Source organism: Lysinibacillus sp. NPDC086135 (assembly GCF_044746345.1).
GTDB lineage: Bacteria > Bacillota > Bacilli > Bacillales_A > Planococcaceae > Lysinibacillus.
This window is the reverse complement of the sequence record NZ_JBIVCA010000001.1, coordinates 524,767-544,150: the sequence shown is the minus strand read 5'-3', so window position 1 is coordinate 544,150 and position 19,384 is coordinate 524,767. Positions and strand designations below refer to the sequence as shown.

Here is a 19,384-nt window from a genome sequence, read left to right as displayed (position 1 = left end):
CTTTGTAATTTGGTTTTTAATTAAGTTCATTAGCTTGCTGGAGGAACAAAACGAAATTCTAAGAAATATATCCAACAAGCTAGATAAATAGTATACATAAATGGAAAATCTAACCTTTTCTACTGAACAAAAAATCTTTCATGTGCTCATCACTGTTATCTTAAAATAAGCTCATCTGCTCATATTTTTGTTTTTTAACAGGTGCGTTCACCATTTTAGACATGTCGTGCACCGTTTCACCTTTTTCCGCGCCATTATTTTGCATCACCACATTCGCTTCTTCCTCTTCAATAGGTTCAATGTATTCAAAACAACTAGTATCTCGTGAAGAATTAAAAATTCAATCAAAAGAAAACCTAAGACGTATTAATAGTGTTATAAATGAGGATCACCCTTTTTATTTACCATTTCATATTGGCTTACATTGTGGGGTGCGTGTAGGCGAAATTTGTGGGCTTGAATGGAAACATATAAATTTCGAGGAAATGACGTTGGAAATTGAGCAGCAACTAGTCGGTATCGAAGATGAAAAACGAAAAATAAATTGGCAATCTAGACCTCCAAAATCAAAGGCTGATTATCGAACTATTCCCTTTGGTAATGCTCTAACCAAAATTTTAAGAGCACTATAAAAGACAACTTGAAAATCGTTAAAAGTGCAGTGAGTTTTATAAAAAGGATTCAGAACATGATTATGTATGATAAAAAGAAAATCGTGAACATTGTACGCCAAGTGTCATCAAATATAATACTAGAATAGAATAAAATTAAATATTAGTTTCAATTATCATTCCTTACGTCACACACATGCAACAACATAAATAGAGAATGGTACACCTATTAAAACTGTACAAAAAAGATTAGGACACAGCAGATCAGCAACTACTGAAGACCGCTATGTCCATTTAACTCAAAAGATGGCAAGAGATGCTGCCGATATTTTTGATTCCATCGCAAAAGATTTATAAAATGCTGGCACAATTTAAAAGCGGTGGCAAATCGGTGGCAACTTCCACCATATTAATATAAAAACACTCAATTCAAATCCTTATAAACGCTGTTATATCAACGTTACTTCGAATCATCCATCTTCAGAACAGCCATGAATGCTTCTTGTGGTACTTCGACTGAACCTACTTGTTTCATACGTTTTTTACCTTCTTTTTGTTTATCAAGAAGTTTTCGTTTACGAGAAATATCCCCACCGTAACATTTCGCTAATACGTTTTTACGCATAGCTTTAATTGTTGAGCGTGCCACAATTTTTTGGCCAACTGCTGCTTGAATTGGCACTTCAAATTGTTGACGTGGGATTAATTCTTTTAATTTTTCAACGATGACTTTACCGCGCTCGTATGCAAAGTCACGGTGTACGATGAAGCTTAGTGCATCGACTTGCTCACCATTTAATAAGATATCCATCTTCACTAGTTTTGAAGTCTGATAACCAATGAGTTCATAGTCAAATGAAGCATAGCCCTTCGTATTTGATTTTAAATAATCAAAGAAGTCATAAACGATTTCTGATAACGGCATTTCATAAATAATGCTGACACGTGTTGTATCAATATAATCCATTGTCATAAAATTACCGCGCTTTAATTGACAAAGCTCCATAACAGCTCCTACATAATCGTTTGGTACCATAATTGTAGCTTTTACATATGGTTCTTCCACATAATCAATTTTTTGAGGATCTGGCATAAATGAAGGGTTGTCAACCTTCACTGTAGAGCCATCCGTCATTTGAACATTGTAAATTACAGAAGGCGCTGTTGTGATTAGATCAATGTTAAACTCACGCTCAATACGCTCTTGAATGATTTCCATGTGTAAAAGCCCTAAGAAGCCACAGCGGAAACCAAATCCTAATGCTTGTGATGTCTCTGGCTCATATTGAAGTGCAGAGTCATTAAGTTCTAATTTTTCTAACGCTTCACGTAAATCATTATATTTCGCTGTATCGATTGGATATAATCCGCAGTATACCATTGGATTTAAACGACGATAACCTGCTAATGGCCCATCTGCTGGGCGATTAGCAAATGTAACTGTATCCCCCACACGAGTATCACCTACATTTTTAATAGACGCTGTTAAATAACCTACATCACCGACTGTTAATTCAGCTTGTGGTACAACTTTCGGTGTGTGTATACCAACTTCAATAACTTCAAATTCTGCTCCAGTAGCCATCATACGAATTTTATCGCCAGGTTTTACTGTACCATTCATGATTCGAATGGAAATAATAACACCTTTGTAAGCATCGTAAACAGAGTCAAAAATAAGGGCTTGTAACGGTGCTTCCGGATCACCAGTCGGTGCAGGCACTTTCTCTACAATTTGTTCTAAAATATCTTCAATCCCGATACCGGCTTTAGCAGAAGCTAAAACCGCTTCAGAAGCATCTAACCCGATTACGTCTTCAACTTCTTGACGTACACGTTCTGGATCTGCTGCTGGTAAATCAATTTTATTGATAACAGGTAAAATTTCTAGGTCGTTATCAAGCGCTAAGTATACATTTGCTAGTGTTTGTGCTTCAATACCTTGTGCTGCATCGACAACTAAAATTGCACCCTCACAAGCAGCTAGACTACGTGATACTTCATATGTGAAATCGACGTGTCCTGGTGTGTCGATTAAATGGAATATATACACTTCACCATCTTTAGCTTCATACTTTAATTGGACTGCATTTAATTTAATCGTAATGCCTCGCTCACGCTCTAAATCCATTGAGTCGAGTAGCTGTGCTTTCATTTCACGAGATGTTAGTGATTTCGTTTGCTCTAAAATACGGTCAGCTAGCGTTGATTTCCCGTGGTCAATATGTGCAATAATAGAGAAATTTCGTATATTCTCTTGTCTTTTTAAACGTGCTTCTCGGTTCATCTTTTCCACTCCTAATTAAACTATAATGAATTATACTATGAACCTTATACAAACCACAACAACAGAACAGTATAAATGCTGTTAAATCAATGGTTATTCTAAATAGTGTGCCGTTTCCTCTGCAAAACAATGCAAAAAAGATAATAAGTTGCTAAAAATAATTTCCTATACCTTTCATAAAAAATAGCCAGCTACACCTAGAAATGGTGCACACTGGCTATTACTAAAATCAATTTGACCTCGGCATAATTGCCGCTGACGCTTCGCTTTCGCGCAGAAAACATTGCCGCTGACGCTTCGCTGCCACAGGACATGGCGTCCTAGACTGAGTTCCTCTATTTCAGCGGATGTTTTTGTACCGAAAACGTAGCGACAGGTACAGATGTTTGGACACCCGCTGAAAGAAGTTAAATATTTATTGTTTGTTGAATAAGGTTTGTTAACGTTTTAACACCTTTTTGTTCTAAATGCACACCGTCTGGAGCAAAAAATTCTGGATGGTTGATAGCAACCGAATGCCAATCAATCAATGTAATATTATCATGCTCTTGAGCTTTTTGTTGCAATGAAGAGTTTACATTACTTTCCCATGATCGAGGTACTCGAGTATTCACTAAATAAATATCGGCATTGGAGAAAGCTTTAAGTAGTGAATCGATCTGATCATTCGTAAAGAAACCATTTGTGCCAAGTTGAATAATAACCGCTTTATTTGGCTCATTAAAACTAGCATAATTCGGTGCCAATTGGACAGCTTGTGAAACTTGCCGACCAATTTTTGCATCAATTGTAATGTTAGGATAGATATTATGTAAGCTAGTAGCAATATCTATCATTAAAGAATCTCCAATAGCTAATATACCATTATAGGATTCATTAGGATTAGCAGTTGCATCATTTTCTCCTTGCTTAGGTTCTTCTTTGTCCGATTGAGGGCTAGTTTCAGTTTTTTCATTCTCAACATTTGATGAATTACTTCCCGTTGTTCCTTTTTCCGCTACGGAATCATTATGCTTAGAAGGTTGCTCTTCACCATTTATTTTAATTTCTGTTGGCTTAGATTCTTTAGATTCCGTTTGTTCTTTTCCTATAACGCCTGTCATTCCAGTAAAAAATACTAGAAGGAATAGTGAAACAAGCACAGTAGAAATTTTTCTAGTAAACGAAAAGCTGCCCCATTTATCTTTATTAACTACAAGATATTGTCGATAATAGGAGCGGAATCCTTCTTTCCTTATTGGCATTTCAATAAAACGATACGATAATTCTGCAATAATCAATATAAGAACTAGCTGTAAAGCAACTCGCCAGTATGCAGGATTACCTATTTCGTGGACTGGAGTACCCAACACCATGATTGGATAATGCCATAGATAAATTCCATATGATCTTGAACCGATCCAACGTAGAGGCTTCAAAGAAAGTAATTTTCCTAATATGCTAATTGGATGACAAACACACGCTATTAATATAGCTGCATTCAAACAAAATAGGAACATGCCCCCTCTATATAAGAAAGTTTGATATTCATTTACAAAAATAATACTTAATATGAAAATACTAAAAGCAACCAAACTTATGGCATTTAGTTTATTGACATGGTCAGTAGATAGTTTTTGAGAAGATAGTCTTTTCATCGGCCAAACGAGAGCTAGCCAGCAGCCTATAAGTAATTCAAAGGAACGTGTATCTGTCCCGTAATATATACGACTAGGATCAGCTCCTGGCTCATACAGTATACCCATTAACACAGCGGAACATAATGCACCGATAAAGATAAAAATGGCTAATTTACTCTGTTTTTTTACAAGATAAAGCCCGAGCATTAACAGAATTGGCCAAATAAGATAAAATTGTTCTTCAATTGCTAAAGACCATAAATTTTTTATAGGTGAAGGGGATCCAAAACTATCAAAATACGAGAGCTTATGAAAAATGAACCACCAATTACTTGAATAAAAAATAGAGGATATTGCATCTCCGCGCAATGTATGGAGAAGTTCCTTATGAAATAAGGTAGCCCAAGCGAATGAAGTAATAATCATTAAATACGCAGCAGGCAGTAGGCGTCGAAATCGCCCAATCCAAAATTCTCCTAGACCTACTTTTAATCGGTTTCCTTTTAAAGGTAAAATAGTAGAAGTTATTAAGTAACCCGATAAAACAAAAAAGATATCAACTCCTAGGAACCCTCCACTGGCCCATTTGAAGTTAAAATGATAAGCTATCACAGCTAGTACTGCTAAAGCTCGAATCCCATCTATTCCAGGGATATAACGATGATTGACTGTCTTGCCTGACATAAAATTCCTTCCTCTTCTTCCGATAATCTACAAACTTATAGTGTGAAATTAGTATTAAGTCAATATCGTCCCCTTTTACCTACTGATTCGGTGCATTCACTTATATAAATGACGGATGAGTATTTATAAAAGTTTACTTTTTTTATCACATAAACAACATTAAAATAACTTCTCATATGTATATGTCCTTCATCCTTATAAAATAAAGGTTAATCTTATTCATATTTTATCCATCAAAAAAGCATCTCCAAAATGGTAGATGCTTTAAAAGCGTATTTCGCCTATTGCATATGCCGCTTCACTTTTACAACTCATCGTCAAATCTTTATGTGCTGACTCGAAAATTATAAGGCAAGAAATGAATAATTAAAAGGCTTAATTACTATTTTTTCTTAAATAAATCCCTGGTATTTTTTACTAACAATCATTCAATTTTCATACTTTGTCCAAAATGTAATTAAGTGCAATATATCAATAAAAAATTGGCAAAAAGAAGACTGCTTTTCGCCAATAAATTTTAATAATCTATTTATTTTTTATTCTTGTTTTCCTGTAATGAAGGATTTTGATATAGCTTTTCCTATTACAGCAATCGTACGATTCAATTCTACTTCTGTATTGTCAATTCCACCTAGTTCGATTAATATCATTTCTTTTGTTAAATCTTGATTATAACGTCCATCTACATTGTCACCACTTTTTGATATAACACCTCTAGAAATTTTTGGCACAATTCCATTCATAGCAGCAGATAGACTTTCTGCATAAGCAGTATTCCATCTATAATTCTTATGCTCTGCACCAATAACAATCGCAATCCGTGCATAGGACTCATTATTATATGTTAAAGTTGTCGCATCTCTCTTGGCAGAATCTCGATGCAAATCAATAACTAAATCGTACGATTGCTCTTGTAAACGTTTTGCTAAATAAGGACGTACAAAGTTGTAAGAATACGGAAAAGTTTTCCCCTTAAGTTTTAGTTCCTTCATAACATCCACATCTAAAACGTCGGTTTGTATACCACTCGTACTAAAATGCTTAGAAATAGTATCTTTTAATTGATAAATATTCGTTTTTTCATCATAAACGGCGGCTTTCCCGCTAGCAGCTTTCACTATTGGTTGATATGATTCCTGTGAATGCGTAAATAATAACAATACTTTAAATGGGTTTTTTGTTTGATCTTGTGTTTGATCTTGTGTTTGATTATCTTTTGTTTCTTCTTTTGTTTCTTCTTTTGTTTCTTCTTTTGTTTCTTCTTTTGTTTCTTCTTTTGTTTCCTTTTTTGTCTGCTCCAGTGCACTTTGTTCAGCTAAATTAGTAGCGGCATACACGACTTGTTTATCCTCTGGTTCTTTAATCGGAGTCGATGCTTGCTTGTTGAACGGAAGTTGCCCAGCAATGACAGGTAATACGAAGAAGAACAATAATAAACCAAATGACCACTGTAGTTTTTTTAGCAAAGTCACACCCTCCTCCCCTTATCGTATGGAGGGGATGTGTCTTTTAGAACGAAAAAAATTATAGATTATTAGCCCATTTCATAAGCATAGATGACACGAGTTTTGCATACTTGTCTACCCAATAATCAGCTTCCTTTGGCGTAACCATCAGCTGTGTATGCGAGCCTGCGAAAGTCTCAGCAAATAATTGCTGACGCTCTTCTTTAGACCATGTAGCCCATTCGCCAAAAATCGGCTGTACTAAAGACATATCTAGTTCTTTATTTATATCTGGTTGCCAAGACGACAATGACAATTTTGATGAAGGTTTACTCCGCTCTGCCACCCGTGCAGCTATAGAACGTAGCATTACTTCTACAGCATCCGCAATTAATACAGGTGCATCAACTACTGTTGGGATACCAATTGCAGTAACAGGAATGCCAAGCATCTCATATGAAATTTCCTTACGGTGATTTCCTACACCTGAACCAGGATGTATCCCTGTATCCGTTAATTGAATTGTTTTACATAAGCGATCACTAGCTCTCGTTGCAAGTGCGTCTACAACAATAATTAATTTAGGTTTAAGACGCTCTGCCAACGCCGCTACAAATTCACCAGTCTCGTATCCTGTTTGCCCCGTTACACCAGGCGCATACATGACGAATTTTTCATCTATTACATCTAAACTATGCAAATGATCAATAAGATACGGTCCTATAGCATCTGGTGTAATTGTCCGATTCCCTAAACCAATAATTAAAATTTTGTCATCTTCTTTCCATGACATGGATTTATGCATTTTTTTGAAATTCACAAGCAATTCTTTCTCAAGCTGCTCAAAGCCATCCTGATCTTCTAACGTCAAAGTAGGGACAGAAAGAGTAATGTACTTCCCTTTTTTCTTCCCGATTTGCTTCTCACCTTCGGCATCAACGAGCACATCAGTGATTTTTACCCGACCAGCAGTCTGATCTTCAATTTGAATACCACTCGACTCTTTAAGTGTATCTTTTTGCTCTTTCGTTTGATGTAAAACAACCTCTTCAGACTCATCAATTAAATCCGTGCGTTGCCAATTAAAATTTTGCATACAGTTCACCTCAACTGTAGTTTGTTCAAACTGTCAAGTAAATATTCTTTGCATTTATCTATTGCAATTTGTCCTAGCGTTTGTTAAAATGATTTTTGTTGTATTGACACAAGAAATCAATGAGAAGATATCATCTCGTACCTATTTTAGGAGGTGAAACATATGCCAAACATTAAATCTGCGATTAAACGCGTAAAAGTTAACGAAAAAGCTAACGCTGCTAACACTCAAGCTAAATCTGCAATGCGTACTACAGTGAAAAAAGCTGAGAACGCTGTTGCTGCTAAAGCTGAAAACGCACAAGAACTTTTACAAGCAGCTTACAAATCTTTAGATAAAGCAGCTTCAAAAGGACTTATCCACAAAAACGCGGCGGCTCGTAAAAAGTCTCGCCTTGCTAAAAAAGCGTAATTGTTATAAAAGATCAGTTTACTCTATTAAGAGTAGCTGATCTTTTTAATTTACAAGAAAATTAATTACATCTTGATAAAAAGCTGCCCCTAGTGCTTCGGACAGCTCATAAATCTTACTACACAATTCTTAAAGCTGACGCAGTAAAAAGAGTTCTAAATAACGCTCACGATTGCCTCCTGTTGATTTCAGTTGTAAATCGACCTCTGCTAACTGATATAACGCCTTCAATAAGCTTTCCTCTGATGGACGATTACGCTGCTCAACCATCAACTTAACACGATAAGGATGTATTTTTAAATTTTTTGCGATTTGCTGTGGATGATAGCCCTTTTTTAATAAATAAAACACATTGGACATCGTACGTACATTTGATGCTAGCAAACCAACAAGCATAATAGGCTCTTGCTTTTGACGTAGTAAATCATGATAAATAGACAATGCTCCTACAGAATCGTTTGCAAAATAAGCATTTAACATTTTAAAGGCATCCTGCTCTAACGTTTTTGCCACTAAATCCTCGACTAGCGTAGCAGTTATTTCACCGCCATCTCCTATATAAAGGGTTAGCTTTTCAATTTCCATTTGCAACTGTAGCATATTCGATCCAACCATTGCGACAAGCTGCTCAATCGCATTTTGTGTAATGCTGTTGCCCTCTGCTTTAACTCTACTCTGTATCCACACAGCTAAGTCCTGCTCTTTTGGCGTTTCGGCTTGGACTAATAACGCATGCTCCTTCATCATCTTTGTCACTTTTTTACGTTCATCCAATTTTTCATAAGGTGCGATAAAAACTGTTACTGAAAAATCAGAAGGATTAGCAAGCCATGTTTCTAAGCGTTTCATATCATGGTCAATTTTTTCTTTTCCTTTTTCAGTTGCCTTTAAAAAGGATGCGTTTTTAGCAATGATAAGCTTTCGCTCAGAGAAAAAAGGAATTGTATCAGCTTCATCCATAACGGCATCCACTGGCGTTTCTTCCAAATCAAATGTTGACATCTCTATCTCTTCTTCGGGTCCTATCGCTTCTTTCAATCGTTTAACTGTTTCATCTATAAAATAGCCTTCCTCACCAACGAGTAAATACACTGGTGAGAGCTCTCCTTTTTTAATATTATTCCAAATCGTTGAAATCATAATTTTCCCTCCATCTAGCAATACTACTAGTATACATGATTTGAAATTCCTTTGTGACTTTGACCGAATTGTGTCGATTCTTTGCCACATGGTAAATTCTCCGTTTCGATATAGCTTTTATGAAAACGATGTCTTATAATAAATAACAGAATTGGAGGGATAACAATGAATCCATTTGAAGGAAAAAACATACAATGTCGCCGTAACGATGCAACTGATTCAGGAGTTGGCTTCGGTGTATCATTCGGAATGTTCGCACTTATTTTTCTCATCGCGATAGTAGTAGAAGTAGCCTCTAAATAATTGAATGTAATGTACTTAGAAAAAAAGACCTTGCTCATTGGACAAGGTCTTTTCCCTTTTGCATAGACCAACTATTGCCACGAATTCTTACTTCAATCGTCCCATCTATTCCAGTTGTTAAAGTAGCTAAATTTCGACTTGTAAAACGCTCCACTATCTCAGCATGTGGATGACGATAGCGGTTATTGAGCCCCGCGCTGAAAATGGTTAATTCAGGCTGTAACAGCTCTACAAAAGGCTCAATACTCGATGTTTTACTGCCATGGTGTCCAGCCTTCAACACTGTCATATTCGCTAATTGATTGTTATAAAGATGAATAAGCTCCTGTTCCCCATGTTCCTCTAAGTCACCCGTTAACAACGCTCGAAATGACCCCTGCTGCATATATAATACAATTGAATCATCATTCCCCTCATAAAAGGTGTCACGGGGCCATAAATAATAAAAACTAGTTTTTCCTATGCGCCACGCAGCTCCCTGCATTTTTTCTTTCACAGGAACTTTTTGCTTTTTGGCTTCCATCAGTAAATCCCGCATTACAGGCTTATCCATCGAACCAGGAGTGAGATGAATTTCATGCATAGTAATCTCTTGCAAAATCTCTTCAGCTCCCTCTACGTGATCGGCATCCGCATGAGTGGCGATAAAAATAGCAATGTCTCGTATCCCTTTTCCTTTCAAAAACGGTACAACAACTTGTCTCCCAACCTCATATGGGCTTTCTGAAGTCTTCCATACTTCCTGCTCAAAGCGTAGTAAACCGCCTGAATCAATAACATACACAGCCCTTCTAAACGGTAATTCTATTACTGTACAATCACCTTGACCAACATTTAAAAATGTCAGCTTCGTTTCGTTAGACAACATCGGTGATAAATGAATACACAATGCAGGAATAAAAATGACAACTGCAAATTTACCATAATGTTTTATCTCTATAAAATAGAATCCCGCTAATACGCTGATCAATGCTACGCAAATAAGCCATATAGCAGGCTTCCCAGGCGACCACAGCTGAAACGGCAATTCCTGAAGATATAAAATAAACTTTGTAAGCCAAACACGGACCGGCTCGTATCCAGCAAACAAAGCTTTTGCTACTGGCATCGATATAATCGTTATTATAAACATGGCAATATTTAAGGGCAAAATAACAAAGGAAAACAGTGGTACGAAAATAATATTTGCTAAAAATGAAGAAATAGAAATTTCATAAAAATGATGGAGTAATAATGGATAAACAAGTAGCTGGCACACTAATGTTATAAAAAATGAACGAATCAACCAGTTCATGGATCGTCTTAAAATGACACCTGAATAGACTAAACTAACCGTTGCTAAATAGGACAATTGAAAGCCAATCTGATAAATGACACCTGGTTCAAGTAGGACAAAGCAAAGAAAGCTAATTGCTAGGGCATCGTCATTCGATATTTGCCACCTAGCGTAACGCATCAGCATGATTAATTCTACAACAGATACTGCGCGCCATACGGAAGGAGCACCACCCGCAATCACCCCATAGATAGGTAAGATGATGAGTAAAACTAAGGTCGCCATTTCCTTCCGTACGCCTATACGTAGAAGTCCTTCAAAAAACAACCATGAGACAAGTGCCACATGCAAACCAGAAATAGCAAATATATGAGTGATACCAAGCTTTTGGTAGGCTCTTTGAAGCTCATGATCCACTTGATCCTGTAATCCTATTAGAAGTGCTTGTCCCTCTGCAACTAGTGAATCAGGGAATGTTGTTTCAATATGTTTTTTCATAGAGTGTCTCTGTTTAGCAAGAAACGAACGTATGGATTTTTTCTCTTCAATAAAGGTCCATCTTGAAACTTCAAATATTCCTCTGGCACCTTTACTGATTAAATAGTTTTCCATAGAAAACGCATACACGTGTGCAGGTGGAAGAGGTGCTACAAGTTCTCCTTGAACTAGATAGGCCCTGCCTGTCAATGAAGTAATTTCAAACAAGCTTTTCTCTTCTTCTGATGAAAATGTATAGACGACATACAGCTTCTCACCTGTTTCAGTTTTGACAAAGCCTCTAAGTTTATGACCATTTATTTTATATTCACTCGACCAAGTTATTGAGAATGTTGACGGTAGAGGGGAAGATTCCGTCAGTTGAAATGTTACGATGAAGAAATAAGAAAGAAATCCAAAGGCTATAACAAGCGCTGAAATTAAACGCCTTTCACCTTTCCATTTAAGCCATAACGCGAAAAATAGAAGAATAGTGAGTAGCCAAGCTGACTTGTGTGCCGCTATTGAAGCAACAAGTACAGCTAGTGCTACGTAAATCCATTTATGCTTTAAAGCTTTTTGCCAAATAATGTACTCACCTTCTGTTCATATGGGAGCAATTTTTCTGCAGGCATACCACTCTCACGAAGCTCGTTTAGCATGTCTATGTACAAGGCTAATTTTTCGTCGCTTAAAAAGTCGATTTTACGTTCATCAAACGGAACGTGTACAACCTCTACACCTGCTTTTTCAAATAGTTCTTGTGCATAAGGGTTATTTTTATAATCAGTAGCGTAATACATCCGTTCAATACCTGCTTGAATAATAGATTTCGTACATGGTAGACACGGGAAATGCGTAACATATAAGTCTGCACCTTTTGTAGGCGTACCATATTTAGCACATTGTAGCAGTGCATTCATCTCGGCATGCACTGTACGCACACAATGGTTCTCCACAACATAGCAGCCTTTTTCAATACAATGTTCATCACCTGTAATTGAACCGTTATAACCACCTGCTATAATTCGTTTATCTCTAACGACAGTTGCTCCTACTGCAAGCCTTGTACATGTACTACGTAATGCGAGTAAATGGCTTTGCGCCATGAAAAATTGATCCCAAGTAATTCGCTCCATATGACTACCTCCATAAATTTAAAAGCTGTTCGTTTTGCTCTTTTTATACTATAGTGTAGCCCTTTTTGAAAAGAAACGTCAATATCTCAAAATTTCCTGCCATCACTTAACGGTAATGAAATCCTTCAGTCTCTCAAACGTTTTTTCGCCAATACCACTCACTTTTTTTAAGTCCTCAATTGTTTTAAAGCCACCATTCTCCTCACGATACGAAATAATGCTTTTCGCCTTAGATGGACCAATACCTGATAATGTCGAAAGCTTAGCTTCATCTGCTTTATTTAAATTAACTTTTTGATCTTTTACACCGTTGTCACCTTGTGATGCTCCGCTAGTAGGCATCGTCAAAATATTAGAAGTAATTTCGTTAGGCTTTTCACCTTTTATAGGAATGTAAATAACCATCTCATCCTCAACTTTTTGTGCATGATTAATGAGTTGCGTATCAGCATTCTGCGTATAGCCTCCTGCAAGCTGTACTGCATCTATAATTCGCTGGTCAGTCTGTAGCTCATAGACACCTGGATACATAATAGCACCCTTTATATCAACAAATACCTGCTGTATGACCGCTTCATCAACAGATTCTTTCATACTAGGTTGTTCAATAGGTTGGATTGTTTCGATGAGCTCTTCTTGGGGAGGTGAAGAGTCAGATCTCGAAAAAAAGAAGTAACAAAGTCCACTGATTACTAGTATGCCGGGGAGCAACATACTTTTTTTGTACTTTTGCCAAAAAGATTGGATCATCCAATAACATCCTTTCCTTTGCAAAAGGTAATCATATGGAGTCTATTTCATCTTACAATATCATTCAAGTGTTGAAAAGATAAATTATTTATAGAAAGGCTAAGAATAAAAGCCCACCGCCATAACGTAGATTTGATTGCAGTTCCAACTGCTCCTTATGGTAATTAGCTAAAATTATGGATAAAATCATCATTATATTTTTTGAGAGTCTAAGTGTTCTTCGACAACTAAAAACAAAAACAGCTCACTAGTAAGTTTACCAGCGAGCTGTTTTACTATTTTACCGCACGGATAAAAATGCGTTCACTTTCATATTCAGGGCTTTCATCTGTATAATCTGCTGTTACTTCTACATGGTTAAAGCCAATTTCCAGAAGCCATGCCATATATTGCTCAATTGAGAATGTACGTTGGTTATGCTCTTCGTCGAAACGTTCATACAGATCACTCACAGCATCACGCACATAAAACGTCATTTGGTGGACAACGGAATGTTCGAAATCGCCAGGTTCCGTATGCCATACATAGCTAATATCACCATCGTCATACGTAAACGGTCCGTCTAAAAATATATCATTCATTTTAAATAATGAATGTATGTCAAAAAACAGCTGGCCTCCATCTCGTAAAGCACCATAAATACGTTCTAATGTTGAATAAACTGCTTTTTCTTCCACTACATAATTCAGCGAATCAATAGCTATCGTTACAACGTCAAGCGCCTCAAAGCCCTCTAATTCATCCATCGACAGACAATAGAGAGGAACATGTAATCCTGCATCAGCAAAGCGCTCTGCGGCAATCGAGAGCATATTTTCAGACAAGTCAATTCCACTCACTTTGTAACCTGCCTGCGCAAACAGCAGGCCAAGCACACCTGTACCACAGCCGATATCTAAAAGATTTGGGAATTGACTGCTCGGTGCATGCTGCAAAACCCAATCCACATAAAGATTGTACGGGATATCGGTTTGCAGCTCGTCATACACGTGTGCAAATCGTTCGTAGCTACTCACACTTAAGCCTCTGGCATGTCTAGTTGCGGTGCATCGCCCCATAGACGTTCTAAATTATAATAAGCACGTTCATCTTTATGGAATACATGCGCTACAACATCTCCAAGATCTACGAGAACCCAGCGTGCTCCATCGAAGCCTTCTACACGACGAATTTCATAGCCCTCTTTTACTGCTACCTCTTGTAATTCACGTGCGATTGCTTGCACTTGGCGGTCAGAATTACCATGAGCAATAATAAAGTAATCTGCTAAAAGTGAAATACCTTCCATATTTAAAACGACAATATCCTCACCATGTTTGTCGTCAATTGCTTTGTAAGCTGCTTGTAATAAAGTTGAAGTCATCCTTCACTGTCCTCTCTTTTCATCATATCGTTGTAACATTCTATTGATAATGGATAAATTGGTTGTTTTGTGTCAATTAAAAATGCCAATGTATGGCGCACACAAGCACTCATCGCTTTATCCAAATTTTTCTTTGCTTTTTTTCGCAGACGATCAACACCATCAAATTTACGATTAGGTTCTATCATATCTGCAACAAAAATAATTTTTTCTAGACGGCTCATGCTCACGCGTCCTGTAGTATGAAAACGAATAGCATTTAACATATCCTCATCCGTAATGCCAAATTCGCTTTCTGCAATATATGCACCTACTGGACCATGCAGTAATTCACTACCCCAGCCAATAAGGCGAGCATCTAATTTTTCATCACAGACGATTTTCTCCATCCATTCGATATCTGCATATTTCGCAATATCGTGAAGGATGGCAGCGATCTCAGCCTTTTTTTCATCCTCGCCATATAATGTTGCTAGCTCGATGGCTGTTTCCATTACACCAATGGTATGAATATAGCGCTTCTCAGGCATGCGTGGCTTAATCGCCGCTAAGTACTGTTCGCGTTCCATATAGACCTTCCTCTCGTATGAACGTCTCTACCGCTTCAGGCAGTAAAAAAGTAACCGTTCCTCCAGTGGCAAGTCGTTCACGAATCAGTGTGGACGATAAATCGATTTGGGGAGCTTCCACCATTATTATAGGATACTCTGTAGTGGCCACTGTTCCTGGACGCTTTACTCCTACAAATTGCACAAGCTTCACTAATTCATCAATACAGTACCATGTATGAAGCGAATCAATCATGTCGCCTCCAATGATAAAGTAAAACTTCACATTAGGCTCTCTTATACACATCGCAGAAAGTGTCTTATATGAATAGGATACGCCACCCTTCTCCACCTCATACGACTCCACAGAAAAATACGGATATGGACTTATTGCACGCTTTACCATTTCAAGGCGTCCCTTATCGCTAGCATCATGACGTGCGAACTTATGTGGTGGCAACGCATTAGGCATAAAGCGAACTTCATCTAGATCTAATGCATGCAGTACTTCATTAGCCATCATTAAATGTCCATTATGTGGTGGATTAAATGTACCTCCCAGTAAACCGATCTTTTTCATCGTCTCACCTTATTTCGTTGCTTTTGGTAATGCAATCTTTTTATGATTGCGTGACTCTTTATATAAAACAACTGTCAGTCCAATTAATTGCACAAGCTCTGCATGAGCACCTTTAGCAAGTGCTTCTGCAACTTCATGTTTATCGTCTTCACAGTTATCTAAAATACGTACCTTGATCAACTCTCGTACTTCTAATGCTTCACGGATTTGCTTTGTCATTTCGTCATTAACGCCGCCTTTTCCTACTTGGAAAATCGGTGTTAAATGGTGTGCTTCAGCACGTAAAAAACGTTTTTGTTTACCTGTTAACATAAAAATTAATTTCCTCCTAATTGCGCCTTTAATTGCGCAATCATTGAATTTGTATTTGGGTATTCACCAAGCCAATGCTCAAAAGCAATAGCCCCTTGATGAACGAACATTCCAAGACCCGTAACGACGGTTGCTCCTTTTTCCTCAGCCGCTTTTAAAAAAGGCGTCATTAATGGATTATACACAATATCGGCCACAATTGCGCCTTTTGCAAGTCGTTCTAATGAAAATGGCATTAAAAAATTACCCGTAGCAAGTCCAGCCGATGTCATTTGCACTAAAATGCCGAAATCAGCTAATAATTCCTCAGCCTCCGCTAAAGAAATGGCATGACCTACACCCATTTCATCGACAATTGCTTGGGCATTTGCCACTGTACGGTTTGCAATGGTTAAATTCGTATAACCTTGCTGTTGCATGGCAAAAGCAATACCACGAGCAGCACCGCCCGCACCAATTAGAAGAACTGGCTTGTCTTTATGTGACTTACCAACCGCTTCTTCTAGCGAACGTACAAAACCAACACCGTCTGTATTGTATCCCTTTAATCTTCCTTCTTTTGTTCGGACAACCGTATTGACAGCTCCCATTTTTTTTGCCAACTCATCTAGCTCATCTAAATAAGGAATGATCGCTGTTTTATGTGGGATTGTAATATTCCAGCCACTAGCACCTAATGTTTTCAGGCCAGCAACCGCTGACTCCAAATTTTCAGAAGATACATGCACTGGAATATACGTTGCATCTATCGACATTTCCTCGAACCAAGCATTATGCATCGCTGGGGATTTTGAATGCTCAATCGGATCACCCATAACCGCAAACCATTTCTTCATTTCCTAATCCCTCTTCTCTACTTATACTCCTAAATTAGTGATGGGCGAATTGAAACTTGTACACCCTTTGGAGCATAAGCTGCAACAACTACATTGGCATGCTGCACAGTAATCCATCCAAGACCAGAGAAGACAACATCTGTTTTCGCTTCTTTAATAGAGAACTCATGACGCACTAATGGCGGTAGCTGTTCTATAAATTCAGCAGTTGGAGGTGCCAGCAATTCACCCTTATGCTCTGCATACAATGTATCTGCCTTCTCAAGCTTTGTTCGGTGTATTGGCAAGTCATTTGCCACGTGTACCGTAAATGCCGAACGTTCTCCTTGAATAAAGTCAAAACGAGCAAGAGCGCCAATAAATAATGTTTGTCCAGCATTTTGTTGATACACTTTTGGCTTTATTTCTTTTTTAGGCATAATATATTTTAATTCGCTAGCGTCAATATGGTGTGCCATCTGATGGTGATTAATAATTCCCGGTGTATCATATAATGCACTACCATCATCTAATGGAATTTCAATCATATCTAAAGTGGTACCTGGGAAATGAGAAGTTGTAATAATCTCACCTTCACCTGTAGCCTGCTTGATAATGCGATTAATGAACGTGGATTTCCCAACATTTGTACAACCTACAACGTACACATTTTGTCCATTACGGTACTCATCAATGGCTTCCATTGCTTCGGCCATCCCTATACCTTTATGGGCACTCACTAAAAGTACATCTACAGGTTGTAGACCCAGAGCCTTTGCTTCACGTTTTAGCCAATTAATCACTTTTTTCGGTTTCACAGATTTCGGTAATAAATCGGCTTTGTTCGCGATTAATAACACAGGATTTTTACCTACGAAGCGGTGAAGTCCTGGTAGCCAGCTCCCATTGAAGTCAAATATATCAACAATTTTTACGATTAAGCCTTGCTGTGTTCCAAGACCATTTAATATGCGTAAAAAGTCGTCATCTGTTAATGACACTGGTTGAATTTCATTATAATTTTTCAAACGGAAGCAACGTTGGCAAATGACCACGTCTTTTTCTAATGATGATGGGGGTGCATACCCAACTGCTGTTTTATCTTCTGTTTGAATTGTTGTACCACAGCCAATACAATTTGGCATTTCGTTCATTCTTTTTCCTCCCAAGTACTGATTCCTTTTCGTTTTAAATTATTGAACACACGACGTTCAATAAATCGGTTGAATTTTGTTACGAGCCCATCTGATTGTGCAACTGGTTTTACTAGTACCGTATGCAAACCTAAGCGATTTGCGCCCATTACATCTGTTAGTAGCTGGTCTCCTACCATTACTACCTCCTGTGGTCGTAGCCCTAATTGAACAATTGCACTATAAAAGGCATTACGAAGTGGCTTTCTCGCCTTATGAATATAAGGAATACCTAATGGCTCAGCAAATTGCTTAACACGCGCCTCTTTGTTATTCGACGCAATAATTACACGAATGCCTGATTCTTTCATAATGCGCAGCCAAATAATAAGCTCTTCCGTTGCATCTGCACGGTCCCATTCCACAAGCGTATTATCTAAATCCGTAATAATCCCTTTAATACCTAAGTCTTGAAGCTTTTCCGGTGTAATTTCATAAATACTCGTGACAAATTCATCTGGTAATAAAAAATTATACAAAATAGCGACCCCTAATCTAAACGTATTATTCGACCATTATAGCATATTTGCGAAGGCTTCACCCATTCGAATTGGGCTTCCTTGTACAACATTTTCCGTAAATTCTATAGCATCCTTTTCAAACAGCATAACTACTGTTGAGCCGAATGAAAAATATCCGACTTCTTCACCCTTATGCCACTTTGTTGTTGTATTAGTGAGCATAATAGAGTTTACAAAGGTAGCACCAACTTTAATAAACGCTATTTGCTGATCATTCGCCACTTTAAGCTCTGTTACTGAACGATAATTGTGTGAAATAGGTTTTTTACCGTATGTAAGACCGAGCTGGTTAACAGGAAAAGATTTTTGACCAAGTGTATATTGTCTTAGCACTTCCCCATCAATCGGGCTATGAATACGGTGATAATCTGCAGGACTCAAGTAAAACACGATAAAATGTCCATCTGCATATTGTGAAGCACGTTCTACATTGCCGAGTAAATCATGTAAAGCATAAGGCTTACCCTTTACATGAAATGTCATATCCCATTCGATACGTCCGAAGGATTCCACTTTGGCATCCACTGGACTTACATAAGTAGTGGGATTTTGTTCAATTGGACGTGCATCTTTTAAAAGCTCTCTTGTAAAAAAATCATGTAAACTTGAAAATTGTTGTTGTTGTTTTGAAACTTCTTCAAGATTAATGTCGTATACTTTCATATAACTAGGAATAATTCGTTTACTCCACTTTGCTTTTGCAATAGATTGCAAAAGATGGGAGGATTGCTTGCCATTTGTTAATTCAATCAAGTGTTGATATAGTTTTTCTTTCATAAAACAAAACCCCTATCGATTAATTTAGACTGTCAAT

The 19,384-nt window shown here is 37.6% G+C and carries 20 protein-coding genes; 3 read left to right on the top strand and 17 right to left on the bottom strand.

Going from position 1 to position 19,384, the window contains the following annotated elements:
• Positions 1-299 precede the first annotated feature (299 nt).
• Positions 300-632, top strand: coding sequence for a tyrosine-type recombinase/integrase (locus tag ACIPKN_RS02680; RefSeq protein WP_400933108.1), 333 nt, complete (start codon positions 300-302; stop codon positions 630-632).
• Between the two features lie 439 nt (positions 633-1,071).
• Here ACIPKN_RS02680 and lepA read toward each other — a convergent pair whose 3' ends face one another.
• From lepA to gpr, 4 genes are all read right to left on the bottom strand, one after another.
• Positions 1,072-2,898 carry a translation elongation factor 4 gene (gene lepA / locus ACIPKN_RS02675; protein ID WP_142508919.1) on the bottom strand — a complete coding sequence of 609 codons (1,827 nt, stop codon included), beginning with the start codon at positions 2,896-2,898 and terminating at the stop codon, positions 1,072-1,074.
• Positions 2,899-3,305: 407 nt separating this feature from the next.
• Positions 3,306-5,201: an acyltransferase family protein gene (locus ACIPKN_RS02670; protein WP_400933105.1), complete on the bottom strand. Its 1,896-nt coding sequence runs from the start codon at positions 5,199-5,201 to the stop codon at positions 3,306-3,308.
• Positions 5,202-5,737: 536 nt separating this feature from the next.
• Positions 5,738-6,673 carry a stage II sporulation protein P gene (gene spoIIP, locus ACIPKN_RS02665; RefSeq protein ID WP_400933103.1) on the bottom strand — a complete coding sequence of 312 codons (936 nt, stop codon included), beginning with the start codon at positions 6,671-6,673 and terminating at the stop codon, positions 5,738-5,740.
• A gap of 52 nt (positions 6,674-6,725) precedes the next feature.
• Positions 6,726-7,742, bottom strand: a complete 1,017-nt coding sequence (gpr, locus tag ACIPKN_RS02660) for a GPR endopeptidase (protein WP_400933101.1) — start codon at positions 7,740-7,742, stop codon at positions 6,726-6,728.
• 162 nt (positions 7,743-7,904) lie between these two features.
• Between gpr and rpsT the strand changes: the two genes are divergently transcribed.
• A complete protein-coding gene (gene rpsT, locus ACIPKN_RS02655) occupies positions 7,905-8,153 on the top strand; it encodes a 30S ribosomal protein S20 (RefSeq protein WP_142508923.1) in 249 nt (82 codons plus the stop codon).
• A gap of 129 nt (positions 8,154-8,282) precedes the next feature.
• Here the strand turns inward: rpsT and holA are convergent, their stop codons facing one another.
• Positions 8,283-9,293 (bottom strand): DNA polymerase III subunit delta, encoded by a 1,011-nt coding sequence (gene holA, locus ACIPKN_RS02650; RefSeq protein WP_248716617.1) that lies wholly within the window; start codon positions 9,291-9,293, stop codon positions 8,283-8,285.
• Between the two features lie 165 nt (positions 9,294-9,458).
• On the opposite strand from holA, the gene ACIPKN_RS02645 reads away from it, so the two are divergent.
• Positions 9,459-9,596, top strand: coding sequence for a YqzM family protein (locus ACIPKN_RS02645; protein ID WP_400933098.1), 138 nt, complete (start codon positions 9,459-9,461; stop codon positions 9,594-9,596).
• Between the two features lie 34 nt (positions 9,597-9,630).
• Here the strand turns inward: ACIPKN_RS02645 and ACIPKN_RS02640 are convergent, their stop codons facing one another.
• From ACIPKN_RS02640 to ACIPKN_RS02585, 12 genes are all read right to left on the bottom strand, one after another.
• Complete coding sequence (locus ACIPKN_RS02640; RefSeq protein WP_400933096.1) at positions 9,631-11,577, bottom strand: DNA internalization-related competence protein ComEC/Rec2; 1,947 nt, start codon at positions 11,575-11,577, stop codon at positions 9,631-9,633.
• A gap of 341 nt (positions 11,578-11,918) precedes the next feature.
• Positions 11,919-12,488: a ComE operon protein 2 gene (locus ACIPKN_RS02635; protein ID WP_400933094.1), complete on the bottom strand. Its 570-nt coding sequence runs from the start codon at positions 12,486-12,488 to the stop codon at positions 11,919-11,921.
• A gap of 102 nt (positions 12,489-12,590) precedes the next feature.
• On the bottom strand, positions 12,591-13,238 hold the full coding sequence (locus ACIPKN_RS02630; protein ID WP_400933090.1) for a helix-hairpin-helix domain-containing protein: 648 nt from the start codon (positions 13,236-13,238) through the stop codon (positions 12,591-12,593).
• Between the two features lie 275 nt (positions 13,239-13,513).
• Positions 13,514-14,254, bottom strand: a complete 741-nt coding sequence (locus ACIPKN_RS02625; protein WP_400933088.1) for a class I SAM-dependent DNA methyltransferase — start codon at positions 14,252-14,254, stop codon at positions 13,514-13,516.
• A 2-nt stretch (positions 14,255-14,256) separates the two neighbouring features.
• The gene (rsfS, locus tag ACIPKN_RS02620; RefSeq protein ID WP_142508930.1) at positions 14,257-14,601 is read right to left on the bottom strand and encodes a ribosome silencing factor; all 345 of its coding nucleotides are present in this window, start codon (positions 14,599-14,601) and stop codon (positions 14,257-14,259) included.
• Positions 14,598-15,170 carry a bis(5'-nucleosyl)-tetraphosphatase (symmetrical) YqeK gene (gene yqeK, locus ACIPKN_RS02615; protein WP_400933085.1) on the bottom strand — a complete coding sequence of 191 codons (573 nt, stop codon included), beginning with the start codon at positions 15,168-15,170 and terminating at the stop codon, positions 14,598-14,600. Before yqeK ends, rsfS begins: the two co-directional genes overlap by 4 nt.
• A complete protein-coding gene (locus ACIPKN_RS02610; RefSeq protein ID WP_400933083.1) occupies positions 15,139-15,729 on the bottom strand; it encodes a nicotinate-nucleotide adenylyltransferase in 591 nt (196 codons plus the stop codon). Before ACIPKN_RS02610 ends, yqeK begins: the two co-directional genes overlap by 32 nt.
• A gap of 9 nt (positions 15,730-15,738) precedes the next feature.
• On the bottom strand, positions 15,739-16,041 hold the full coding sequence (gene yhbY, locus ACIPKN_RS02605) for a ribosome assembly RNA-binding protein YhbY (RefSeq protein ID WP_132356910.1): 303 nt from the start codon (positions 16,039-16,041) through the stop codon (positions 15,739-15,741).
• Positions 16,042-16,046: 5 nt separating this feature from the next.
• Positions 16,047-16,877, bottom strand: a complete 831-nt coding sequence (gene aroE / locus ACIPKN_RS02600) for a shikimate dehydrogenase (protein ID WP_400933081.1) — start codon at positions 16,875-16,877, stop codon at positions 16,047-16,049.
• Between the two features lie 29 nt (positions 16,878-16,906).
• A complete protein-coding gene (gene yqeH / locus ACIPKN_RS02595) occupies positions 16,907-18,010 on the bottom strand; it encodes a ribosome biogenesis GTPase YqeH (RefSeq protein WP_400933079.1) in 1,104 nt (367 codons plus the stop codon).
• Positions 18,007-18,528: a YqeG family HAD IIIA-type phosphatase gene (locus ACIPKN_RS02590; RefSeq protein WP_049667747.1), complete on the bottom strand. Its 522-nt coding sequence runs from the start codon at positions 18,526-18,528 to the stop codon at positions 18,007-18,009. The genes yqeH and ACIPKN_RS02590 overlap by 4 nt, the downstream gene beginning before the upstream one ends.
• 36 nt (positions 18,529-18,564) lie before the next feature.
• A complete protein-coding gene (locus ACIPKN_RS02585) occupies positions 18,565-19,347 on the bottom strand; it encodes a phosphatidylserine decarboxylase (RefSeq protein ID WP_142508935.1) in 783 nt (260 codons plus the stop codon).
• Positions 19,348-19,384: the final 37 nt, after the last annotated feature.

What these genes read in the sequence shown, in the direction of transcription:
- ACIPKN_RS02680 (WP_400933108.1), top strand. Translation starts at nt 300, where the DNA reads ATGTATTCAAAACAACTAGTATCTCGTGAAGAATTAAAAATTCAATCA.
- lepA (WP_142508919.1), bottom strand. Translation starts at nt 2,898, where the DNA reads ATGAACCGAGAAGCACGTTTAAAAAGACAAGAGAATATACGAAATTTC.
- ACIPKN_RS02670 (WP_400933105.1), bottom strand. Translation starts at nt 5,201, where the DNA reads ATGTCAGGCAAGACAGTCAATCATCGTTATATCCCTGGAATAGATGGG.
- gpr (WP_400933101.1), bottom strand. Translation starts at nt 7,742, where the DNA reads ATGCAAAATTTTAATTGGCAACGCACGGATTTAATTGATGAGTCTGAA.
- rpsT (WP_142508923.1), top strand. Translation starts at nt 7,905, where the DNA reads ATGCCAAACATTAAATCTGCGATTAAACGCGTAAAAGTTAACGAAAAA.
- holA (WP_248716617.1), bottom strand. Translation starts at nt 9,293, where the DNA reads ATGATTTCAACGATTTGGAATAATATTAAAAAAGGAGAGCTCTCACCA.
- ACIPKN_RS02645 (WP_400933098.1), top strand. Translation starts at nt 9,459, where the DNA reads ATGAATCCATTTGAAGGAAAAAACATACAATGTCGCCGTAACGATGCA.
- ACIPKN_RS02635 (WP_400933094.1), bottom strand. Translation starts at nt 12,488, where the DNA reads ATGGAGCGAATTACTTGGGATCAATTTTTCATGGCGCAAAGCCATTTA.
- ACIPKN_RS02630 (WP_400933090.1), bottom strand. Translation starts at nt 13,238, where the DNA reads ATGATCCAATCTTTTTGGCAAAAGTACAAAAAAAGTATGTTGCTCCCC.
- rsfS (WP_142508930.1), bottom strand. Translation starts at nt 14,601, where the DNA reads ATGACTTCAACTTTATTACAAGCAGCTTACAAAGCAATTGACGACAAA.
- yqeK (WP_400933085.1), bottom strand. Translation starts at nt 15,170, where the DNA reads ATGGAACGCGAACAGTACTTAGCGGCGATTAAGCCACGCATGCCTGAG.
- ACIPKN_RS02610 (WP_400933083.1), bottom strand. Translation starts at nt 15,729, where the DNA reads ATGAAAAAGATCGGTTTACTGGGAGGTACATTTAATCCACCACATAAT.
- yhbY (WP_132356910.1), bottom strand. Translation starts at nt 16,041, where the DNA reads ATGTTAACAGGTAAACAAAAACGTTTTTTACGTGCTGAAGCACACCAT.
- aroE (WP_400933081.1), bottom strand. Translation starts at nt 16,877, where the DNA reads ATGAAGAAATGGTTTGCGGTTATGGGTGATCCGATTGAGCATTCAAAA.
- yqeH (WP_400933079.1), bottom strand. Translation starts at nt 18,010, where the DNA reads ATGAACGAAATGCCAAATTGTATTGGCTGTGGTACAACAATTCAAACA.
- ACIPKN_RS02585 (WP_142508935.1), bottom strand. Translation starts at nt 19,347, where the DNA reads ATGAAAGAAAAACTATATCAACACTTGATTGAATTAACAAATGGCAAG.